The sequence below is a fragment of the Pseudomonas sp. FFPRI_1 genome (assembly GCF_055384485.1).
Map to the genome: position 1 here is coordinate 6,538,702 of NZ_AP029168.1, position 14,267 is coordinate 6,552,968.

The window sequence follows — 14,267 nt, forward strand, 5'->3', positions numbered from 1 at the left end:
ATCCGGGAATCAGCATGCAATTGATCTGGCTGCGCAGCGACCTGCGCCTACATGACAACACCGCCCTGAGCGCCGCCGCACAACGAGGCCCGACCGTGGCGGTGTACCTGCTGAGCCCGGAGCAGTGGCAGGCCCATGACGACGCACCGTGCAAGGTCGACTTCTGGCTGCGCGCCCTGCAACCCTTGAGCGCAGCCCTGGGCCAACTGAACATACCGCTGCTGATTCGCAGCGCCACCACGTGGGACCAGGCGCCCAGGGTCCTGCTGGAACTGTGCGCACAACTGGGGGTGCGCACGCTGCACTTCAATCAGGAGTACGGCATCCACGAGAGCCGCCGCGACACGGCCGTGACCCAAGCCCTGGAAGCAGCCGGCGTGAGTGTCCAGGGCTACCTCGATCAACTGCTGTTCCAACCCGGCAGCGTGCTGACCGGCAGCGGTGGCTACTTCCAGGTCTTCAGCCAGTTCCGCAAGGTCTGCTACAGCCGCCTGAATACCGCCTTGCCGGCCCTGGTGAGCGCGCCCAAGGCGCAGTTGCCGCTGTCGCTCAACGCAGATCCACTGCCTCGTCACATCGACGGTTTCCCTTGCCCCAGCCAGGCGCTGAGGGAACTGTGGCCGGCCGGCGAGGATGAAGCCCGAAGACGCCTCGAACAGTTCACCGACGAACAGATCGCCTATTACCAGAGCGAACGCGACTTCCCGGCCAAGCCCGGCACCAGCCAGCTTTCGCCCTACCTCGCTGCCGGGATGATTTCGCCGCGCCAGTGCCTGCACGCGGCCTTGCGCTGCAACCAGGGAGAGTTCGAAAGCGGCAATCCCGGCGCCGTCACCTGGATCAACGAGCTGCTCTGGCGCGAGTTCTACAAACATATCCTGGTGGGCTACCCAAGGGTTTCCCGGCATCGGGCCTTCCGCGCGCACACCGAGGCGCTGGCCTGGCGCAACGCCCCCGAGGAGCTGGCGGCCTGGCAGGAGGCTCGCACCGGCCTGCCGATCATCGACGCAGCCATGCGCCAATTGCTGGAAACCGGCTGGATGCACAACCGTCTGCGGATGATCGTGGCAATGTTCCTGACCAAGAACCTGCTGATCGATTGGCGCGAGGGCGAGCGCTTCTTCATGCGCCACCTGATCGACGGCGACCTGGCGGCGAACAACGGCGGCTGGCAATGGAGCGCCTCCACCGGCACCGACTCGGCACCGTACTTCCGCATCTTCAACCCCGTGAGCCAATCGGAGAAGTTCGACAGCGAAGGGCGCTTCATCAAGCACTGGCTGCCACAGCTGGCGGGGCTCAGCAAAAAAGATATCCACAACCCCGCCGCCATGGGCGGGCTGTTCGGCATCGCCGATTATCCAGCGCCCATGGTCAACCTGCCGATGTCCCGCGAGCGCGCCCTGGCCGCCTTCAAGGCTCTGCCTGCACGCCAGGACGCGGGAGGGGCCCATGCCTGACTTCCTCGAGTGCTTCGCCCGGGAGTTTGCCAGCCTGGACCGCCACAACCTGAACCGCCTGGAGCAACTCTACAGTGCTGATATCCAGTTCTGCGATCCGCTGCATGAGATCCACGGGCTGGCGCGCCTGCACGACTATTTTGCCCAGCTGTACGCCAACCTCAGCGAGGTGCGCTTCGACTTCCACGGCGCCGACACCTGCGGCGAGGGCCAGGGCTACCTGCGCTGGACCCTGAACTACCGCCATCCGCGCCTCAACGGTGGCCGGTCGATCCGGGTGCAGGGCTGTTCGTACCTGCACTGGCGTGAGGGCAGGGTCTACCGCCACCGCGACTACTTCGACGCCGGTGCCCTGCTCTACGAACAAGTGCCCATCCTGGGTTCGGTCATCGCCTGGCTGAAAAGGAGGCTCGGATGAACTCGATACTTCCTCGCCGGGTCTGGCTCACCGGCGCCAGCAGCGGCATCGGTGCGGCCCTGGCCGAAGAACTGCTCAAGTCCGGCGCCCAGGTTGCCGTCAGCGCTCGCTCCCGCGAGCCGCTGGATGCGCTGGCCCTGCGTTACCCGGGGCGCGTGCTGGTGGTGCCCGGCGATCTTTGCGACGCCTTGCAGGTGCGCGAGATCGGCAAGCGCATCGCCCAGGCCTGGGGCGCCCTGGACACCGTGATCCTCAACGCCGGAACCTGTGAATACATCGACGTGCGGCAGTTCGACGCCGCCCTGGTCGAGCGGGTGCTGAGCACCAACCTGCTGTCCGCCGCCTACTGCATCGAAGCCGCGCTAGGGCTGTTGCGATCCGGCAACCATCCGCACCTGGTGGCTGTCGCCAGCTCGGTGACCTACTGGCCATTGCCCCGCGCCGGCGCCTACGGTGCCTCCAAGGCGGCTTTGCGCTACCTGCTGCAATCCCTGCGCATCGACCTGGCCGCCGAGGGCATCGATGTCACCCTGGTCAGCCCGGGTTTCGTCGACACCCCGCTGACCGCGGGCAACGACTTTCCCATGCCCCTGCGCTGGCCCGCCGGCAAGGCCGCCCGGCACATTCACCAACGCCTGCCGCGACGGCCGCTGGAGATTGCCTTCCCCACCCCGTTCATCATCGGCCTCAAGTTCCTGGCCTGGCTGCCCGGCCGGCTGCAATTGGCCATTGGCAAACGCTTGGCCCGCACGGGGGACACCGCATGAAAATCGCCATCATCGGCAGCGGCATTGCCGGCCTGACCTGCGCCTACCTGCTCGATCGCCGCCACGACATCCGTGTGTACGAAGCCGGCAGCTGGATCGGCGGCCACACCCATACCGTCGACGTGACCCTGAACGGCGAAACTCATGCGCTGGACACCGGCTTCATTGTCTTCAACGACTGGACCTACCCCAACTTCATGCGCCTGCTGGGGCAGATCGGGGTCAGGTTCAAACCCACCGAGATGAGCTTCTCGGTCTGCGACCCTGCCACGGGCCTGGAGTACAACGGCAACAACCTCAACAGCCTGTTCGCCCAGCGCCGCAACCTGCTGTCACCGGGGTTCTGGGGCATGCTGCGAGACATCCTGCGCTTCAACCGAGGTGCCCTGCGCGATCTGCAGCACCAGCGGATCGCCGCTGATACCACCCTGGGCGGCTACCTGAAAGACCAGGGCTACGGTGAACGCTTCATCCAGCACTACATCGTGCCCATGGGCTCGGCAATCTGGTCGATGTCCCGAGGGCAGATGCTCGGCTTCCCCCTGCAATTCTTCGTGCGTTTCTTCAAGAACCACGGCCTGCTGTCAGTCAGCAACCACCCTCAGTGGTGCGTGATCGAAGGCGGCTCCAGCCGCTACATAGAGCCGCTGACCGCCTCGTTCCAGCAGCACATCCGCCTCGACTGCCCGGTGCTGCGGGTCGAGCGCGACGAGCTGGGGGTGGTGATCCACAGTGCCGCGGGCAGCGAGCGTTTCGACAAGGTGGTATTCGCCTGCCACAGCGACCAGGCGCTGCGTCTGCTGGCCAGCCCAAGCCGCGCCGAACGGGAGATACTCCAGGCCCTGCCCTACGCCGACAACGAGGTGGTGCTGCACACCGACACCCGGCTGCTGCCCCGCAGCCCCCTGGCCTGGGCCAGCTGGAACTACCGCCTCGACGCCAGCGCCGAGAACGCTGCTGCGGTGACCTACGACATGAACATTCTCCAGGGGCTGCAGAGCGCCACCACCTTCTGCGTCAGCCTCAACCAGACCGCGGCCATCGAACCGTCGAAGATCCTCGCCCGCTTCAGCTACGCCCATCCGCAATACAGCCTCCAGGCCGTGGCGGCCCAGGCTCGCTGGGGCGAACTGCAAGGCGCCCAGCACAGCTTCTATTGCGGTGCCTATTGGGCCAATGGTTTTCATGAGGATGGGGTGGTCAGCGCCCTGCGAGTGGCCCAGGCCTTTGGGGAGCAATTGTGAACAGTGCCCTGTACAGCGGCTGGATCAGCCACCGGCGCTTTGTGCCCAAGGGCCACGCCTTTCGCTATCGCATCGGCCTGCTGTACCTGGACCTGGACGAACAACAAGCCGTGCTGGGGCTTTCACCCCTGGCCGGGCAGAGCCGCTTCGCACCGTTCGCCTTCCGGGAAAGCGACTACCTGACCAGCTTCACCGGCCAGGGCATGCGCCTGATCGATGCCGTGCGCCAGCAAGTGGCAGCAGCCATCGGCCATGCGCCGAGCGGCGCAGTGCGCCTGTTGACCCAGGTGCGCAGCTGGGGCCTGGCGTTCAACCCGGTGAGTTTTTTCTATTGCTTCGAGGCCAATGGGCAACTGGCGGCGATTCTCTGCGAGGTCACCAACACCCCCTGGCGCGAGCGTTATCACTATGTGCTGCCGGCCCGCCCCGGTAGCGCCGAGGCGGCAGAGCACCAGCATTTCGCCGTGGCCAAAGCCTTCCATGTCTCACCGTTCCTGCCCCGGGACCTGCAATACCGCATGAGCTTCAGCCCGCCCGCCGACCGACTCGGCGTGCACATGGCCGACTGGCAGGGCGAGCTCAAGGTATTCGACGCCACCCTCAATCTGCAACGCCAGCCCCTGGATCGGCGCAGCCTGCATCGCTACCTGCTGCGGTTTCCATGGATGACCGCCAAGACCTGCCTGGCGATCTACTGGCAAGCCCTGCGCCTGGCCGGCAAGGGCATCGAGTTTGTCCCCCATGAGGCCGCTGACGGGGCCTGTCGCACAGCCGCTGTTCAACCCAAGGATCGCCCCCATGAAATCCTCTAGCGTCTCGGCCAAAACCACGCTGTTGAGCACCCACAGCCTGACCGCCAGCCTGCTGCGCCGTGGCGTGCTGCGGCAACTGGCACAACTGCGCCACGGGCAACTGGTGATCTTCGAAGACGGCGAACGCCTGGTCTTCGGCAGCAGCGGCGCAACCCTGCTCGGGGAGATCCACATCCACGACAGCAGCGCCTGGGGCCTGGTGGCCAGCAGCGGCTCGATCGGTGCCGGCGAGGCCTTTATCCACGGTTACTGGAGCACCTCGGACCTGACCGCCGTGGTTCGCGTATTCGTCAGCAACCTGGAGGTGCTGGATGCGATGGAAGGTGGCCTGGCGAACATCGGCCGGCCGCTGATCCGCGGCCTGCACTGGCTCAACCGCAATACCCGCAAGGGTTCGCAGAAAAACATTGCCGCCCACTATGACCTCGGCAACGAGCTGTTCGAGCAGTTCCTCGACCCCACCATGATGTATTCCGCCGCGCAGTTTCGCAGCGACAGCGACAGCCTGGAACAGGCTCAGTTGAACAAGCTGCAGCGCATCTGCCAGAAACTCGCCCTGCAACCCGACGACCACCTGCTGGAGATCGGTACCGGCTGGGGCAGCATGGCCCTGTATGCCGCCCAACACTATGGCTGCCGAGTGACCACCACGACCCTGTCCAGGGAGCAGTTCGCCTTCACCCGGCAACGCATCGAAGCCGCCGGCCTGCAGGATCGAGTCACCCTGTTGCTGGAGGATTACCGCGACCTCACCGGGCAGTACGACAAGCTGGTGTCCATCGAAATGATCGAGGCTGTGGGCCATCGCTTCCTGCCCACCTACTTCAAGCAATGTGCGCAGCTGTTGAAAAACAACGGGCTGATGCTCCTGCAGGCCATCACCATTCGCGACCAGCGCTATGAACAGGCGAAGAAGGGCGTGGACTTCATCCAGCGCTACATTTTCCCCGGCGGTGCCCTGCCCTGTGTGCAGAAGATGCTTGAGGTGGTCAGCCGCGACACCGACATGAACCTGCTGCACATGGAAGATTTCGGCCTGCACTACGCCCGCACCCTGCGCCTGTGGCACGAGAACTTCCGCCGCGCCCACGGACGCCTGAGCGAACTGGGCTATGACGAGTACTTCCTGCGGTTGTGGGAGTTCTACCTGTGCTACTGCGAGGGCGGTTTCCTGGAACGCACCATCGGCACCGCGCAACTGCTGCTGGCCAAGCCCGCAGCGGCGCCGCAGCCACTGCTGGGCCGCTTCGATGCGTAGGCAACTGGCCAATGCCCTGCTGTTCCAAGCGGGCTGGTTCATCTGCGTGCTCAGTGGCGACAGCCTGTGGCTGCTGCTGGCAGTGGCGATCCTGATCGCACATTTGCGCTGGATCGGCAGGTGGGCCGACGAAGGCCGGATGATCGTCGGCATCGCCTCGATCGGCATCACACTGGACAGTTTCCTGCACTGGTTGGGGGTGTTCCAGTTCCAGCAAGTGAGCCTGTTGATTCCGTTCTGGCTGATGCTGCTGTGGGCACTGCTGGCAACCACCCTGCGCCACTGCCTGGCCTGGACAGCCCGGCCCTGGTGGCTGGCCTGTGCCCTGGGCGCCCTATGCGGACCGCTGTCCTATTACGCCGGCGGCCGGCTGGCCGGGGTGACCTTTGCCTACGGCACAGGGCCAACCCTGGTCGGCCTGGGGCTGCTGTGGGGCATGCTCCTGCCGCTGTTGCACGTGCTTGCGCGGCCGGCGCCACAAGCGCCGCAGCCGGCCATTGGAGACTGAGCGTCCGTCCGGGCTTTCACACAGCCCTGGCCCACTGCCTTACACTGCGCGCCTATGACAACTATCCCCATCACCGCCATTCCTGAACCCGCCATCAGTTGCTCGACCTGCGCCGCCTGCTGCTGCCAGCTGGAAGTCATGCTGATCACCGACACCGGGGTGCCCGAGCGTTTTATCGATACCGACGACTGGGGTGGGGAAGTCATGCTCCGCCTGGACGACGGCTGGTGCGCCGCACTGGACCGCGACAGCATGCGCTGCAGCATCTATGAGCTGCGGCCACTGATTTGCCGGGAGTTCGAACTGGGGGAAGCGGACTGCCTCAGCGAACGCCGGGGCATCGCCACGGCGTATCGCTGAGCCAGGGGCTTACAGCGGCATCGTGTAATGCAGGGCGTAGCTCTCGACACCGTCGTTGGGGGTTTGAATGCCGGCGTTGGAATAGTGAGTGGCGCGAATGCCGACCTCATGCCCACCGGCGAAACGCAGGCCGAAACCGATGCGGTCCTCGAACTGGAAGGATGAACCCAGCTTGTTGTCCTCGACCTCGGTGTGGGCAAAGGCTGCCACCCCGATCCCCGCCTCGATGTAAGGCTTGACGCTGGCCCCGGCAAATTCATAGACCAGCACCGGCGAGAACGACAGGCTGTGATTGCTCGACTTCTTGTCGCCATCCCAATAGGTGTAGGCGCCGCTCCAGTAGCCGGTCAGCCGACCGACATCGCTTTGCAGCCAGCTCTTGTCCCAATCCCATTGCATGCCCAGCCGATAGGTCTGGGTCGAATCGCTGGTTTGCCCCACCGAGAACTCGACACCGGCCGCCTGCGCGGAAAAACTGTGCCCCCAAAACGCGGCCGCCAGCGCAGCCAGACAGAACAATCGCTTCATCAGGAAAATCCTTTTTGAACGGTCTTGTATGCTTTTGTACAACCTCGTGACTTGGTTATAGAAGTCCGGGCCCGCTCGGAAGTTCAGCGCCAGCAGCGGGTATTTCACGTTTTTTTCACAATTCGAAAGACTGGACCCTGCCGGACTCTTTCCACAGTACTGGCAGGACCTTGGCGAAGTGCGTTACATCGCCGCTGGTCCAGAACCGGGTTTCCTGTGCCGGCCCCCGAGCGAGCAGATCGCCTTCGCCCAGCAGGCGCTGCAACTGACGGGCCACGGCGGCCCCGGTGTCGATCAGGCTGATGTGTCCGGGCAATATCTGCGCCAGCAGCGGCTTGAGAAATGGATAGTGGGTGCATCCCAGAATGATGGTGTCGCAGTCCGCGGCCAGCAACGGTGCCACATAACCCTGCAGCATCTGGCGCACAGCGGCGCTGTGCAGATCACCGTTCTCGATCATCTCCACCAGGCCCGGGCAGGGCTGGGTGACGACTTTCACGTCAGCGGCAAAACGATCCAGCAAGGCGGCGAACTTGGCGCTCTGCAAGGTGCCGGTGGTGGCCAGCACCCCGACCACACCGCTGCGGGTTGCAGCTGCCGCGGGCTTGACCGCAGGCTCCATGCCGACGATGGGCCAGTCCGGGTAATCCCGGCGCAAGTCGGCCACTCCGGCCACGGTGGCGGTATTGCAGGCCAGGACCAGGGCCTTGGCGCCCTGTTCGCGAAAGTACTGCGCCATCAGGGCACAGCGCTGGCGAATGAACTCCGGGGTCTTTTCGCCATAGGGGATATACCCGCAATCGCCAAAGTACAGCAGCGATTCGTTGGGAAGCCGTTGCTGTATTTCCGCCAGCACCGACAGGCCACCAACACCGGAATCGAACACCGCAATGGGCGCTTCACTCATGATGAACTCCGCAGACACGGCAACCGGGGTCACGCTTGACGCGCAGCTCACGAAAGCGCGTCCCCAGAGCGTCGATCAATAACAGTCGGCCCACCAGAGGCTCACCAAACCCGGCTAGCAACTTCAGGGCTTCCAATGCCTGCAGGCTGCCCACGGTGCCCACCAGCGGGCCGAGCACCCCGGCTTCACTGCAGCTCAGTTCCGCCTCGCTGCCGTGCCCGTACAGGCAGTGATAGCAAGGGCTTTCCGGGCGTCGCGGGTCGAACACCGACAACTGCCCTTCGAGGCGAATCGCCGCACCACTGACCAAGGGCTTGCCGGCCGCCACGCAAGCGGCATTCACCGCCTCGCGGGTGCTGAAGTTGTCAGAGCAATCGAGCACCAGGTCCACCGCGATCACCGCAGCGGCCAGGCTGTCGACATCCAGTGCCTGACGATGGGGCACCAAGTGGATTTCCGGGTTCAGGGCAGACAGGCGGCTGATGGCCGAATCCACTTTGCCGACCCCGACGCTGTGGCTGTCGTGGATGATCTGACGCTGCAGGTTAGTCAGGTCCACGCTGTCGAAATCCGCCAGGTGCAGCTCACCGACACCGGCCGCCGCCAGGTACAGGGCCGCAGGCGCCCCCAGGCCACCCAGGCCGACGATCAGTACCCGGCTCTGCTTGAGGCGCAACTGACCGTCGATATCGACGTGCTGCAACAGAATCTGTCGGCTATAGCGCAACAGCTCCTGATCGGTCAGCACGGCAGGCATCCGAGGCTGATGCGCTCATGCCCGCCGAGGTCGACCCGGCTGTGGACTTCGATGAAGCCCTGGGCGGCCAGCAATTGGCGGACCGCCGCGGCCTGGTCGTAGCCGTGTTCCAGCATCAGCCAACCACCGGCTTCCAGGTGTTGCGGGGCCTGGGCGACGATCAAGCGCAGGTCATCCAGGCCATCCTTGCCGGCCACCAGGGCGCTTTCCGGCTCGAAACGCACATCACCGGCCACCAGGTGAGGATCGGCCTCGGCAATGTACGGCGGGTTGCTGATGATCAAGTTGAAGCGCTGGGACTCGATGGAGCTGAACCAGTGGCTGCTGAGCACCGTGACGTTGTCCAGTTGCAGACGCTGACGATTGCGCTCGGCCAGGGCCACGGCTTCCAGCACCCGGTCCAGCGCCGTGACCTTCCAGGCCGGACGCTCGCTGGCCAGGGCCAGGGCGATGGCACCGCTGCCGGTGCCCAGGTCGAGCACCTTGGCTGGGGTGGCCGGCAACAGTTCAAGGGCCGCCTCCACCAGCAACTCGGTGTCCGGACGGGGGATCAGTGTGTGGGGCGCCACTTCCAGGTCGAGCTTCCAGAAACCCTGCTGGCCCAGGATATAGGCCACCGGCTCGCCGGCGCGACGCCGTTGCAGGTAGTCGGCAAACAGCAGCGCGGCCTCGCTGGGCACGATGCGCTCCGGCCAGGTGTGGAGAAAACTGCGAGGCTTGCCCAGCGCCGCGGCCAGAAGCAGTTCGGCATCCAGTCGCGGGGTGGGCGAATCGGGCAGTTGGGCGGCGCGCAGCAGGCTGGCAATAATGGTCATTTACTCACCCAATGCCGCAAGTTGATCGGCCTGATATTCCGCCAACAGCGGTTCGATCACCGCATCCACGCCCCCGGCAAGGATCTCGTCCAGGGAGTAGAGGGTCAGGTTGACCCGGTGATCAGTGACACGTCCCTGCGGAAAGTTGTAAGTGCGAATGCGCTCGGAACGGTCCCCCGAGCCCACCAGCAGCTTGCGCTCGCTGGCGATGGCATTGGCCGCGGCGCTGGTCTGCTGGTCGTTGAGCTTGGCCGATAGCCAGGACATGGCCCGGGCCCGGTTCTTGTGCTGGGAGCGCTCTTCCTGGCATTCCACCACGATGCCCGAAGGAATGTGGGTGATGCGGATCGCCGAATCGGTCTTGTTGACGTGCTGGCCGCCGGCCCCGGAGGAGCGATAGGTGTCGATGCGCAGGTCGGCCGGGTTGATCTCGATGGCTTCCTGCTCGTCCGGCTCCGGCAGCACCGCCACGGTGCAGGCCGAGGTGTGGATCCGCCCCTGGGATTCGGTAGCCGGCACCCGCTGCACGCGGTGCGCACCGGACTCGAACTTCAGCTTGCCGTAGACGTTTTCGCCTTCGACCCGGGCAATGACTTCTTTATAGCCGCCGTGCTCGCCCTCGTTCTCCGAGAGGATCTCCAGCCGCCAGCCACGTCGCTCGGCATAGCGCGAGTACATGCGGAACAGGTCGCCGGAGAAGATCGCCGCCTCATCACCGCCGGTGCCGGCACGGATTTCCAGGAACACGTTGCGCCCATCGTTCGGGTCCTTGGGCAGCAGCATGCGCTGCAGGCGGCTTTCCAGCTCGGCCAGTTGTTCCTTGGCCTCGCGCACTTCCTCGGCAGCCATTTCCCGCAGGTCCGGGTCGCTGTCCTTGAGCAGGGCCTGGGCGCCTTCGAGGTCCGCCTGGACCTTGAGCACTTGTTGATAGGAAGCCACGATCGGCTCGACTTCCGCGTACTCCTTGGAATAGGCGCGGAACTTGGCCTGATCGGCGATGACTTCGCCATCACCGAGCAAGGCGGTCAATTCCTCGAAGCGGTCCTGGAGAATATCCAGCTTATTGAGCAGTGACGCTTTCATTACGGGGTTTTATCCGAAGAGCCCTCACCGAGGGCAAAGAGTTCTTGGGCCATGGCCAGCGCATCGAGGCGGCCTTCGGCAGACAACTTTTTCAGCTGCACGCTCGGCGCATGCAGCAATTTATTGGTCAGGCCGCGGGCCAGTTGGGCCAGCACGTCCTCGGCACCACTGCCGTTGGCCAGCATGCGCAGGGCCTTCTGCAACTCTTCGTCGCGCAGGCGTTCGCTCTGCTGGCGATAGGCCTTGAGCACGTCCACCGCCGCCAGTTCCCGCAGGCGCACCATGAAGTCTTCGGCGCCGATGTTCACCAGCTCCTCGGCCGCCTGGGCCGCGCCCTGGCGGCTCTTGAGGTTTTCCGCGACCACTTCGTGCAGGTCGTCGACGGTGTAGAGATAAACGTCGTCCAACTCGCCGACTTCGGGCTCGATATCCCGGGGAACGGCGATATCCACCATGAAAATCGGCTTGTGCTTGCGCAACTTCAAGGCACTTTCCACGGCACCCTTCCCGAGAATAGGTAGCTGGCTGGCCGTCGAGCTGATGACGATATCGCTGTGCACCAGCTCCTGGGGAATCTCCGACAACAACACCGCGTGGGCACCGAACTGTTCGGCCAGGAGGCTGGCCCGTTCCAGGGTGCGGTTGGCTACCACGATACGTTTCACGCCCAGGTCATGCAGGTGCCGGGCGACCAGGGTAATGGTCTCGCCCGCACCGATCAGCAACGCCTGGCTGCGCTGCAGATCGCTGAAGATCTGTTTCGCCAGGCTCACCGCGGCGAAGGCCACGGAGACCGGGTTCTCGCCGATGGCCGTGTCAGTGCGCACTTGCTTGGCGGCACTGAAGGTCGCCTGGAACAGCCGGCCCAGCAGCGGGCCGACGGTGCCGGCCTCACGGGCCACAGCGTAGGCGGATTTCATCTGCCCAAGGATCTGTGGCTCGCCCAGCACCAGGGAATCGAGCCCCGAGGCGACCCGCATCATGTGACGAACTGCCGCATCATCTTCATGCACATAGGCACTGGCGCGCAGCTCGTCCAGGCTCAGATGGTGATATTCCGCCAGCCAGCGCAGCACCACATCCGCAGAAAGATGATCCTGTTCTATATAGAGCTCACTGCGATTGCAGGTGGAGAGGATCGCAGCTTCGCGGCTGTCGGTGAGTCGGCAGAGCTGCTGCAAGGCCTCAACCAGCTGCTCAGGGGTAAAGGCCACGCGCTCGCGGACGTCTACAGAAGCAGTCTTGTGGTTAATACCGAGTGCAAGGAAGGCCATTCAAGGTCGCTGATGATGTCGAGAAGCCGGCAATTGTCCTACTTCGACCGACGCAGAACAACTCCCGCCGACTATTGTCCTAGTTTTGTGCCAAAACTCGCCGAGCGAAGATCAGGCAAGGCGAAAACAGGCAAGGAAGCGGAGTTTAGGGGCCTAAATGAGCATTCCGAGCCTGTTTCTGCGTAGCGCCAAGGCCGCCCAGCGCGCAGCATGGTCGAAGCGCAGGCAGTTTTCGCGCAGAAACTAATAGACTGCCTCTGTTCTGGCATCCCGTTGAGTCTCGGTTATGTTTGGCCGAAGGCTTGTGTCATGATGATCCGACCGCAGGTTAGTCGCCCTCTTCCTATATGAATAGATCTTCCGCGTTGCTCCTCGCCTTTGTCTTCCTCAGCGGCTGCCAGTCCCTGGCCACCGTTTCATCGGACGCTCCGTCGCCGGTGGAAGACAGCACTCCCGCCCCTGAAAAGCCCAAGGTCTATTCCTCGTTCAGCGAAGACACCATCTTCAGCCTGCTGAGCGCCGAACTGGCGGGCCAGCGCAATCGTTTCGACATTGCCCTGGACAACTACGTGACCCAGGCCATCAACACCCAGGACCCGGGCATCTCCGAGCGAGCCTTTCGCATTGCCGAATACCTGGGCGCCGATCAGGCGGCCCTGGACACCTCGCTGATCTGGGCCAAGAACGCCCCCGACGATCTCGAAGCGCAACGGGCGGCCGCGATCCAGCTGGCCCGCGCCGGACGCTATGACGATTCCATGCTCTATATGGAGAAAGTCCTGCAGGGCAAAGGCGATACCCATTTCGACTTTCTCGCGCTGTCGGCCGCCGACACCGACCAGGACACCCGCAATGGCCTGATGAAAAGCTTCGACCGCCTGCTGCAGAAACACCCGCACAACAGCCAGCTGATCTTCGGCAAGGCCCTGTTGATGCAACAGGACGGCGACGCCAAGGAAGCCCTGACCCTGCTCGAGCAGAACCCGCCGGAAGACGGCGAAATCGCGCCCCTGCTGTTGCGCGCGCGCCTGCTGCAAAGCCTGAACCGGGGCAAGGAGGCCTTGCCGCTGCTGGAAAAAAGCATTCGCAAGTACCCGGATGACAAGCGCCTACGCCTGACCTACGCCCGCATGCTGGTGGAACAGGACCGCATGGAAGACGCCAAGACTCAGTTCTCCAGCCTGGTCCAGCAGTACCCGGAAGACGACGAACTGCGTTATTCCCTGGCCCTGGTATGCCTGGAAGCCAAGGCCTGGCAGGAAGCCAAGGGCTACCTGGAAGACCTGATCGCCCGGGAAAGCCACGAAGACTCGGCACACCTGAACCTGGGCCGCATCGCCGAAGAACTCAACGACCCGCAAGGGGCGCTGATCGAATACGCCCAGGTCGGCCCGGGTAACGATTACCTGCCGGCGCAACTGCGCCAGGCCGATATCCTGATGAACAACGGGCGCACCGACGAGGCCCAGAAGCGCCTGGTGGCAGCACGTGATGCCCAGCCCGACTACGCCATCCAGCTGTACCTGATCGAAGTCGAGACCCTGTCGGCGAATAATCAGGGGGAGCGCGCCTGGAAAGTCATCCAGCAGGCCCTGCAGCAATACCCCGACGACATGAACCTGCTCTACACCCGCGCCATGCAGGCGGAAAAACGCAATGACCTGGCACAGATGGAAAAAGACCTGCGCCTGATCATCCAGCGCGAACCGGACAACGCCATGGCGCTGAACGCCCTGGGCTACACGCTGTCAGATCGGACCACACGCTACGCCGAGGCCAAGGCGCTGATCGAACAGGCGCATCAGCTGACGCCGGAAGACCCGGCAGTACTCGACAGCCTGGGCTGGGTGAACTTCCGCCTTGGCAACCTCGACGAGGCTGAACGCCTGCTGCGCCAGGCCCTGGAGCGTTTTCCCGACCAGGAGGTCGCGGCGCACCTGGGTGAAGTGCTGTGGCATAACGACAAGCAACGCGAAGCGAAGCAGATCTGGAGCAAGTTCATCAAGGACCAGCCAGACAGCCCCGTGCTGCGTGACACCATCAAACGCCTGACCGGATCAGAGACTCTTTAAGATT

15 protein-coding genes are annotated in these 14,267 nt (G+C 64.0%); 9 read left to right on the forward strand and 6 right to left on the reverse strand.

Annotated elements, in window-relative coordinates:
• The first annotated feature begins 14 nt into the window (after positions 1-14).
• From phrB to ACZ5BO_RS29295, 8 genes are read left to right on the forward strand one after another with little or no spacing between them, the layout of a single operon-like run.
• A complete protein-coding gene (gene phrB / locus ACZ5BO_RS29260) occupies positions 15-1,460 on the forward strand; it encodes a deoxyribodipyrimidine photo-lyase (protein ID WP_464697209.1) in 1,446 nt (481 codons plus the stop codon).
• The gene (locus tag ACZ5BO_RS29265; RefSeq protein ID WP_025131843.1) at positions 1,453-1,878 is read left to right on the forward strand and encodes a nuclear transport factor 2 family protein; all 426 of its coding nucleotides are present in this window, start codon (positions 1,453-1,455) and stop codon (positions 1,876-1,878) included. The genes phrB and ACZ5BO_RS29265 overlap by 8 nt, the downstream gene beginning before the upstream one ends.
• Entirely contained in the window at positions 1,875-2,645 is a 771-nt protein-coding gene (locus tag ACZ5BO_RS29270; RefSeq protein ID WP_464697210.1) for an SDR family NAD(P)-dependent oxidoreductase, read from the forward strand. Before ACZ5BO_RS29265 ends, ACZ5BO_RS29270 begins: the two co-directional genes overlap by 4 nt.
• Positions 2,642-3,889 carry an NAD(P)/FAD-dependent oxidoreductase gene (locus tag ACZ5BO_RS29275; protein WP_464697211.1) on the forward strand — a complete coding sequence of 416 codons (1,248 nt, stop codon included), beginning with the start codon at positions 2,642-2,644 and terminating at the stop codon, positions 3,887-3,889. Before ACZ5BO_RS29270 ends, ACZ5BO_RS29275 begins: the two co-directional genes overlap by 4 nt.
• Complete coding sequence (locus ACZ5BO_RS29280) at positions 3,886-4,701, forward strand: DUF1365 domain-containing protein (RefSeq protein ID WP_464697212.1); 816 nt, start codon at positions 3,886-3,888, stop codon at positions 4,699-4,701. The genes ACZ5BO_RS29275 and ACZ5BO_RS29280 overlap by 4 nt, the downstream gene beginning before the upstream one ends.
• Positions 4,688-5,959, forward strand: coding sequence for a class I SAM-dependent methyltransferase (locus ACZ5BO_RS29285; protein ID WP_464697213.1), 1,272 nt, complete (start codon positions 4,688-4,690; stop codon positions 5,957-5,959). Before ACZ5BO_RS29280 ends, ACZ5BO_RS29285 begins: the two co-directional genes overlap by 14 nt.
• Positions 5,952-6,467, forward strand: a complete 516-nt coding sequence (locus tag ACZ5BO_RS29290) for a DUF2878 domain-containing protein (protein WP_025131838.1) — start codon at positions 5,952-5,954, stop codon at positions 6,465-6,467. The genes ACZ5BO_RS29285 and ACZ5BO_RS29290 overlap by 8 nt, the downstream gene beginning before the upstream one ends.
• Before the next feature lie 54 nt (positions 6,468-6,521).
• Entirely contained in the window at positions 6,522-6,827 is a 306-nt protein-coding gene (locus tag ACZ5BO_RS29295) for a YkgJ family cysteine cluster protein (RefSeq protein ID WP_025131837.1), read from the forward strand.
• Between the two features lie 9 nt (positions 6,828-6,836).
• On the opposite strand, the gene ACZ5BO_RS29300 is transcribed toward ACZ5BO_RS29295, so the two are convergent.
• The 6 genes from ACZ5BO_RS29300 to hemA all read right to left on the reverse strand — a co-directional run bounded on the left by ACZ5BO_RS29300 (position 6,837) and on the right by hemA (position 12,191).
• Positions 6,837-7,355 (reverse strand): acyloxyacyl hydrolase, encoded by a 519-nt coding sequence (locus ACZ5BO_RS29300; RefSeq protein WP_025131836.1) that lies wholly within the window; start codon positions 7,353-7,355, stop codon positions 6,837-6,839.
• A gap of 115 nt (positions 7,356-7,470) precedes the next feature.
• Entirely contained in the window at positions 7,471-8,262 is a 792-nt protein-coding gene (murI, locus tag ACZ5BO_RS29305) for a glutamate racemase (protein ID WP_464697214.1), read from the reverse strand.
• Positions 8,255-9,010 carry a molybdopterin-synthase adenylyltransferase MoeB gene (locus ACZ5BO_RS29310; protein ID WP_025131834.1) on the reverse strand — a complete coding sequence of 252 codons (756 nt, stop codon included), beginning with the start codon at positions 9,008-9,010 and terminating at the stop codon, positions 8,255-8,257. Before ACZ5BO_RS29310 ends, murI begins: the two co-directional genes overlap by 8 nt.
• Positions 9,004-9,834 (reverse strand): peptide chain release factor N(5)-glutamine methyltransferase, encoded by an 831-nt coding sequence (prmC, locus tag ACZ5BO_RS29315; RefSeq protein WP_025131833.1) that lies wholly within the window; start codon positions 9,832-9,834, stop codon positions 9,004-9,006. Before prmC ends, ACZ5BO_RS29310 begins: the two co-directional genes overlap by 7 nt.
• Positions 9,835-10,917 carry a peptide chain release factor 1 gene (prfA, locus tag ACZ5BO_RS29320; protein WP_025131832.1) on the reverse strand — a complete coding sequence of 361 codons (1,083 nt, stop codon included), beginning with the start codon at positions 10,915-10,917 and terminating at the stop codon, positions 9,835-9,837.
• Positions 10,917-12,191, reverse strand: a complete 1,275-nt coding sequence (gene hemA, locus ACZ5BO_RS29325) for a glutamyl-tRNA reductase (RefSeq protein WP_025131831.1) — start codon at positions 12,189-12,191, stop codon at positions 10,917-10,919. Before hemA ends, prfA begins: the two co-directional genes overlap by 1 nt.
• Positions 12,192-12,538: 347 nt before the next feature.
• Between hemA and ACZ5BO_RS29330 the strand changes: the two genes are divergently transcribed.
• Positions 12,539-14,263, forward strand: coding sequence for a tetratricopeptide repeat protein (locus ACZ5BO_RS29330; protein ID WP_464697215.1), 1,725 nt, complete (start codon positions 12,539-12,541; stop codon positions 14,261-14,263).
• Positions 14,264-14,267: the final 4 nt, after the last annotated feature.

Excerpts from the sequence above, each read along its gene's own strand:
- phrB (WP_464697209.1), top strand. The coding sequence starts at position 15 with ATGCAATTGATCTGGCTGCGCAGCGACCTGCGCCTACATGACAACACC.
- ACZ5BO_RS29265 (WP_025131843.1), top strand. The coding sequence starts at position 1,453 with ATGCCTGACTTCCTCGAGTGCTTCGCCCGGGAGTTTGCCAGCCTGGAC.
- ACZ5BO_RS29270 (WP_464697210.1), top strand. The coding sequence starts at position 1,875 with ATGAACTCGATACTTCCTCGCCGGGTCTGGCTCACCGGCGCCAGCAGC.
- ACZ5BO_RS29275 (WP_464697211.1), top strand. The coding sequence starts at position 2,642 with ATGAAAATCGCCATCATCGGCAGCGGCATTGCCGGCCTGACCTGCGCC.
- ACZ5BO_RS29285 (WP_464697213.1), top strand. The coding sequence starts at position 4,688 with ATGAAATCCTCTAGCGTCTCGGCCAAAACCACGCTGTTGAGCACCCAC.
- ACZ5BO_RS29290 (WP_025131838.1), top strand. The coding sequence starts at position 5,952 with ATGCGTAGGCAACTGGCCAATGCCCTGCTGTTCCAAGCGGGCTGGTTC.
- ACZ5BO_RS29295 (WP_025131837.1), top strand. The coding sequence starts at position 6,522 with ATGACAACTATCCCCATCACCGCCATTCCTGAACCCGCCATCAGTTGC.
- ACZ5BO_RS29300 (WP_025131836.1), bottom strand. The coding sequence starts at position 7,355 with ATGAAGCGATTGTTCTGTCTGGCTGCGCTGGCGGCCGCGTTTTGGGGG.
- murI (WP_464697214.1), bottom strand. The coding sequence starts at position 8,262 with ATGAGTGAAGCGCCCATTGCGGTGTTCGATTCCGGTGTTGGTGGCCTG.
- prmC (WP_025131833.1), bottom strand. The coding sequence starts at position 9,834 with ATGACCATTATTGCCAGCCTGCTGCGCGCCGCCCAACTGCCCGATTCG.
- prfA (WP_025131832.1), bottom strand. The coding sequence starts at position 10,917 with ATGAAAGCGTCACTGCTCAATAAGCTGGATATTCTCCAGGACCGCTTC.
- hemA (WP_025131831.1), bottom strand. The coding sequence starts at position 12,191 with ATGGCCTTCCTTGCACTCGGTATTAACCACAAGACTGCTTCTGTAGAC.
- ACZ5BO_RS29330 (WP_464697215.1), top strand. The coding sequence starts at position 12,539 with ATGAATAGATCTTCCGCGTTGCTCCTCGCCTTTGTCTTCCTCAGCGGC.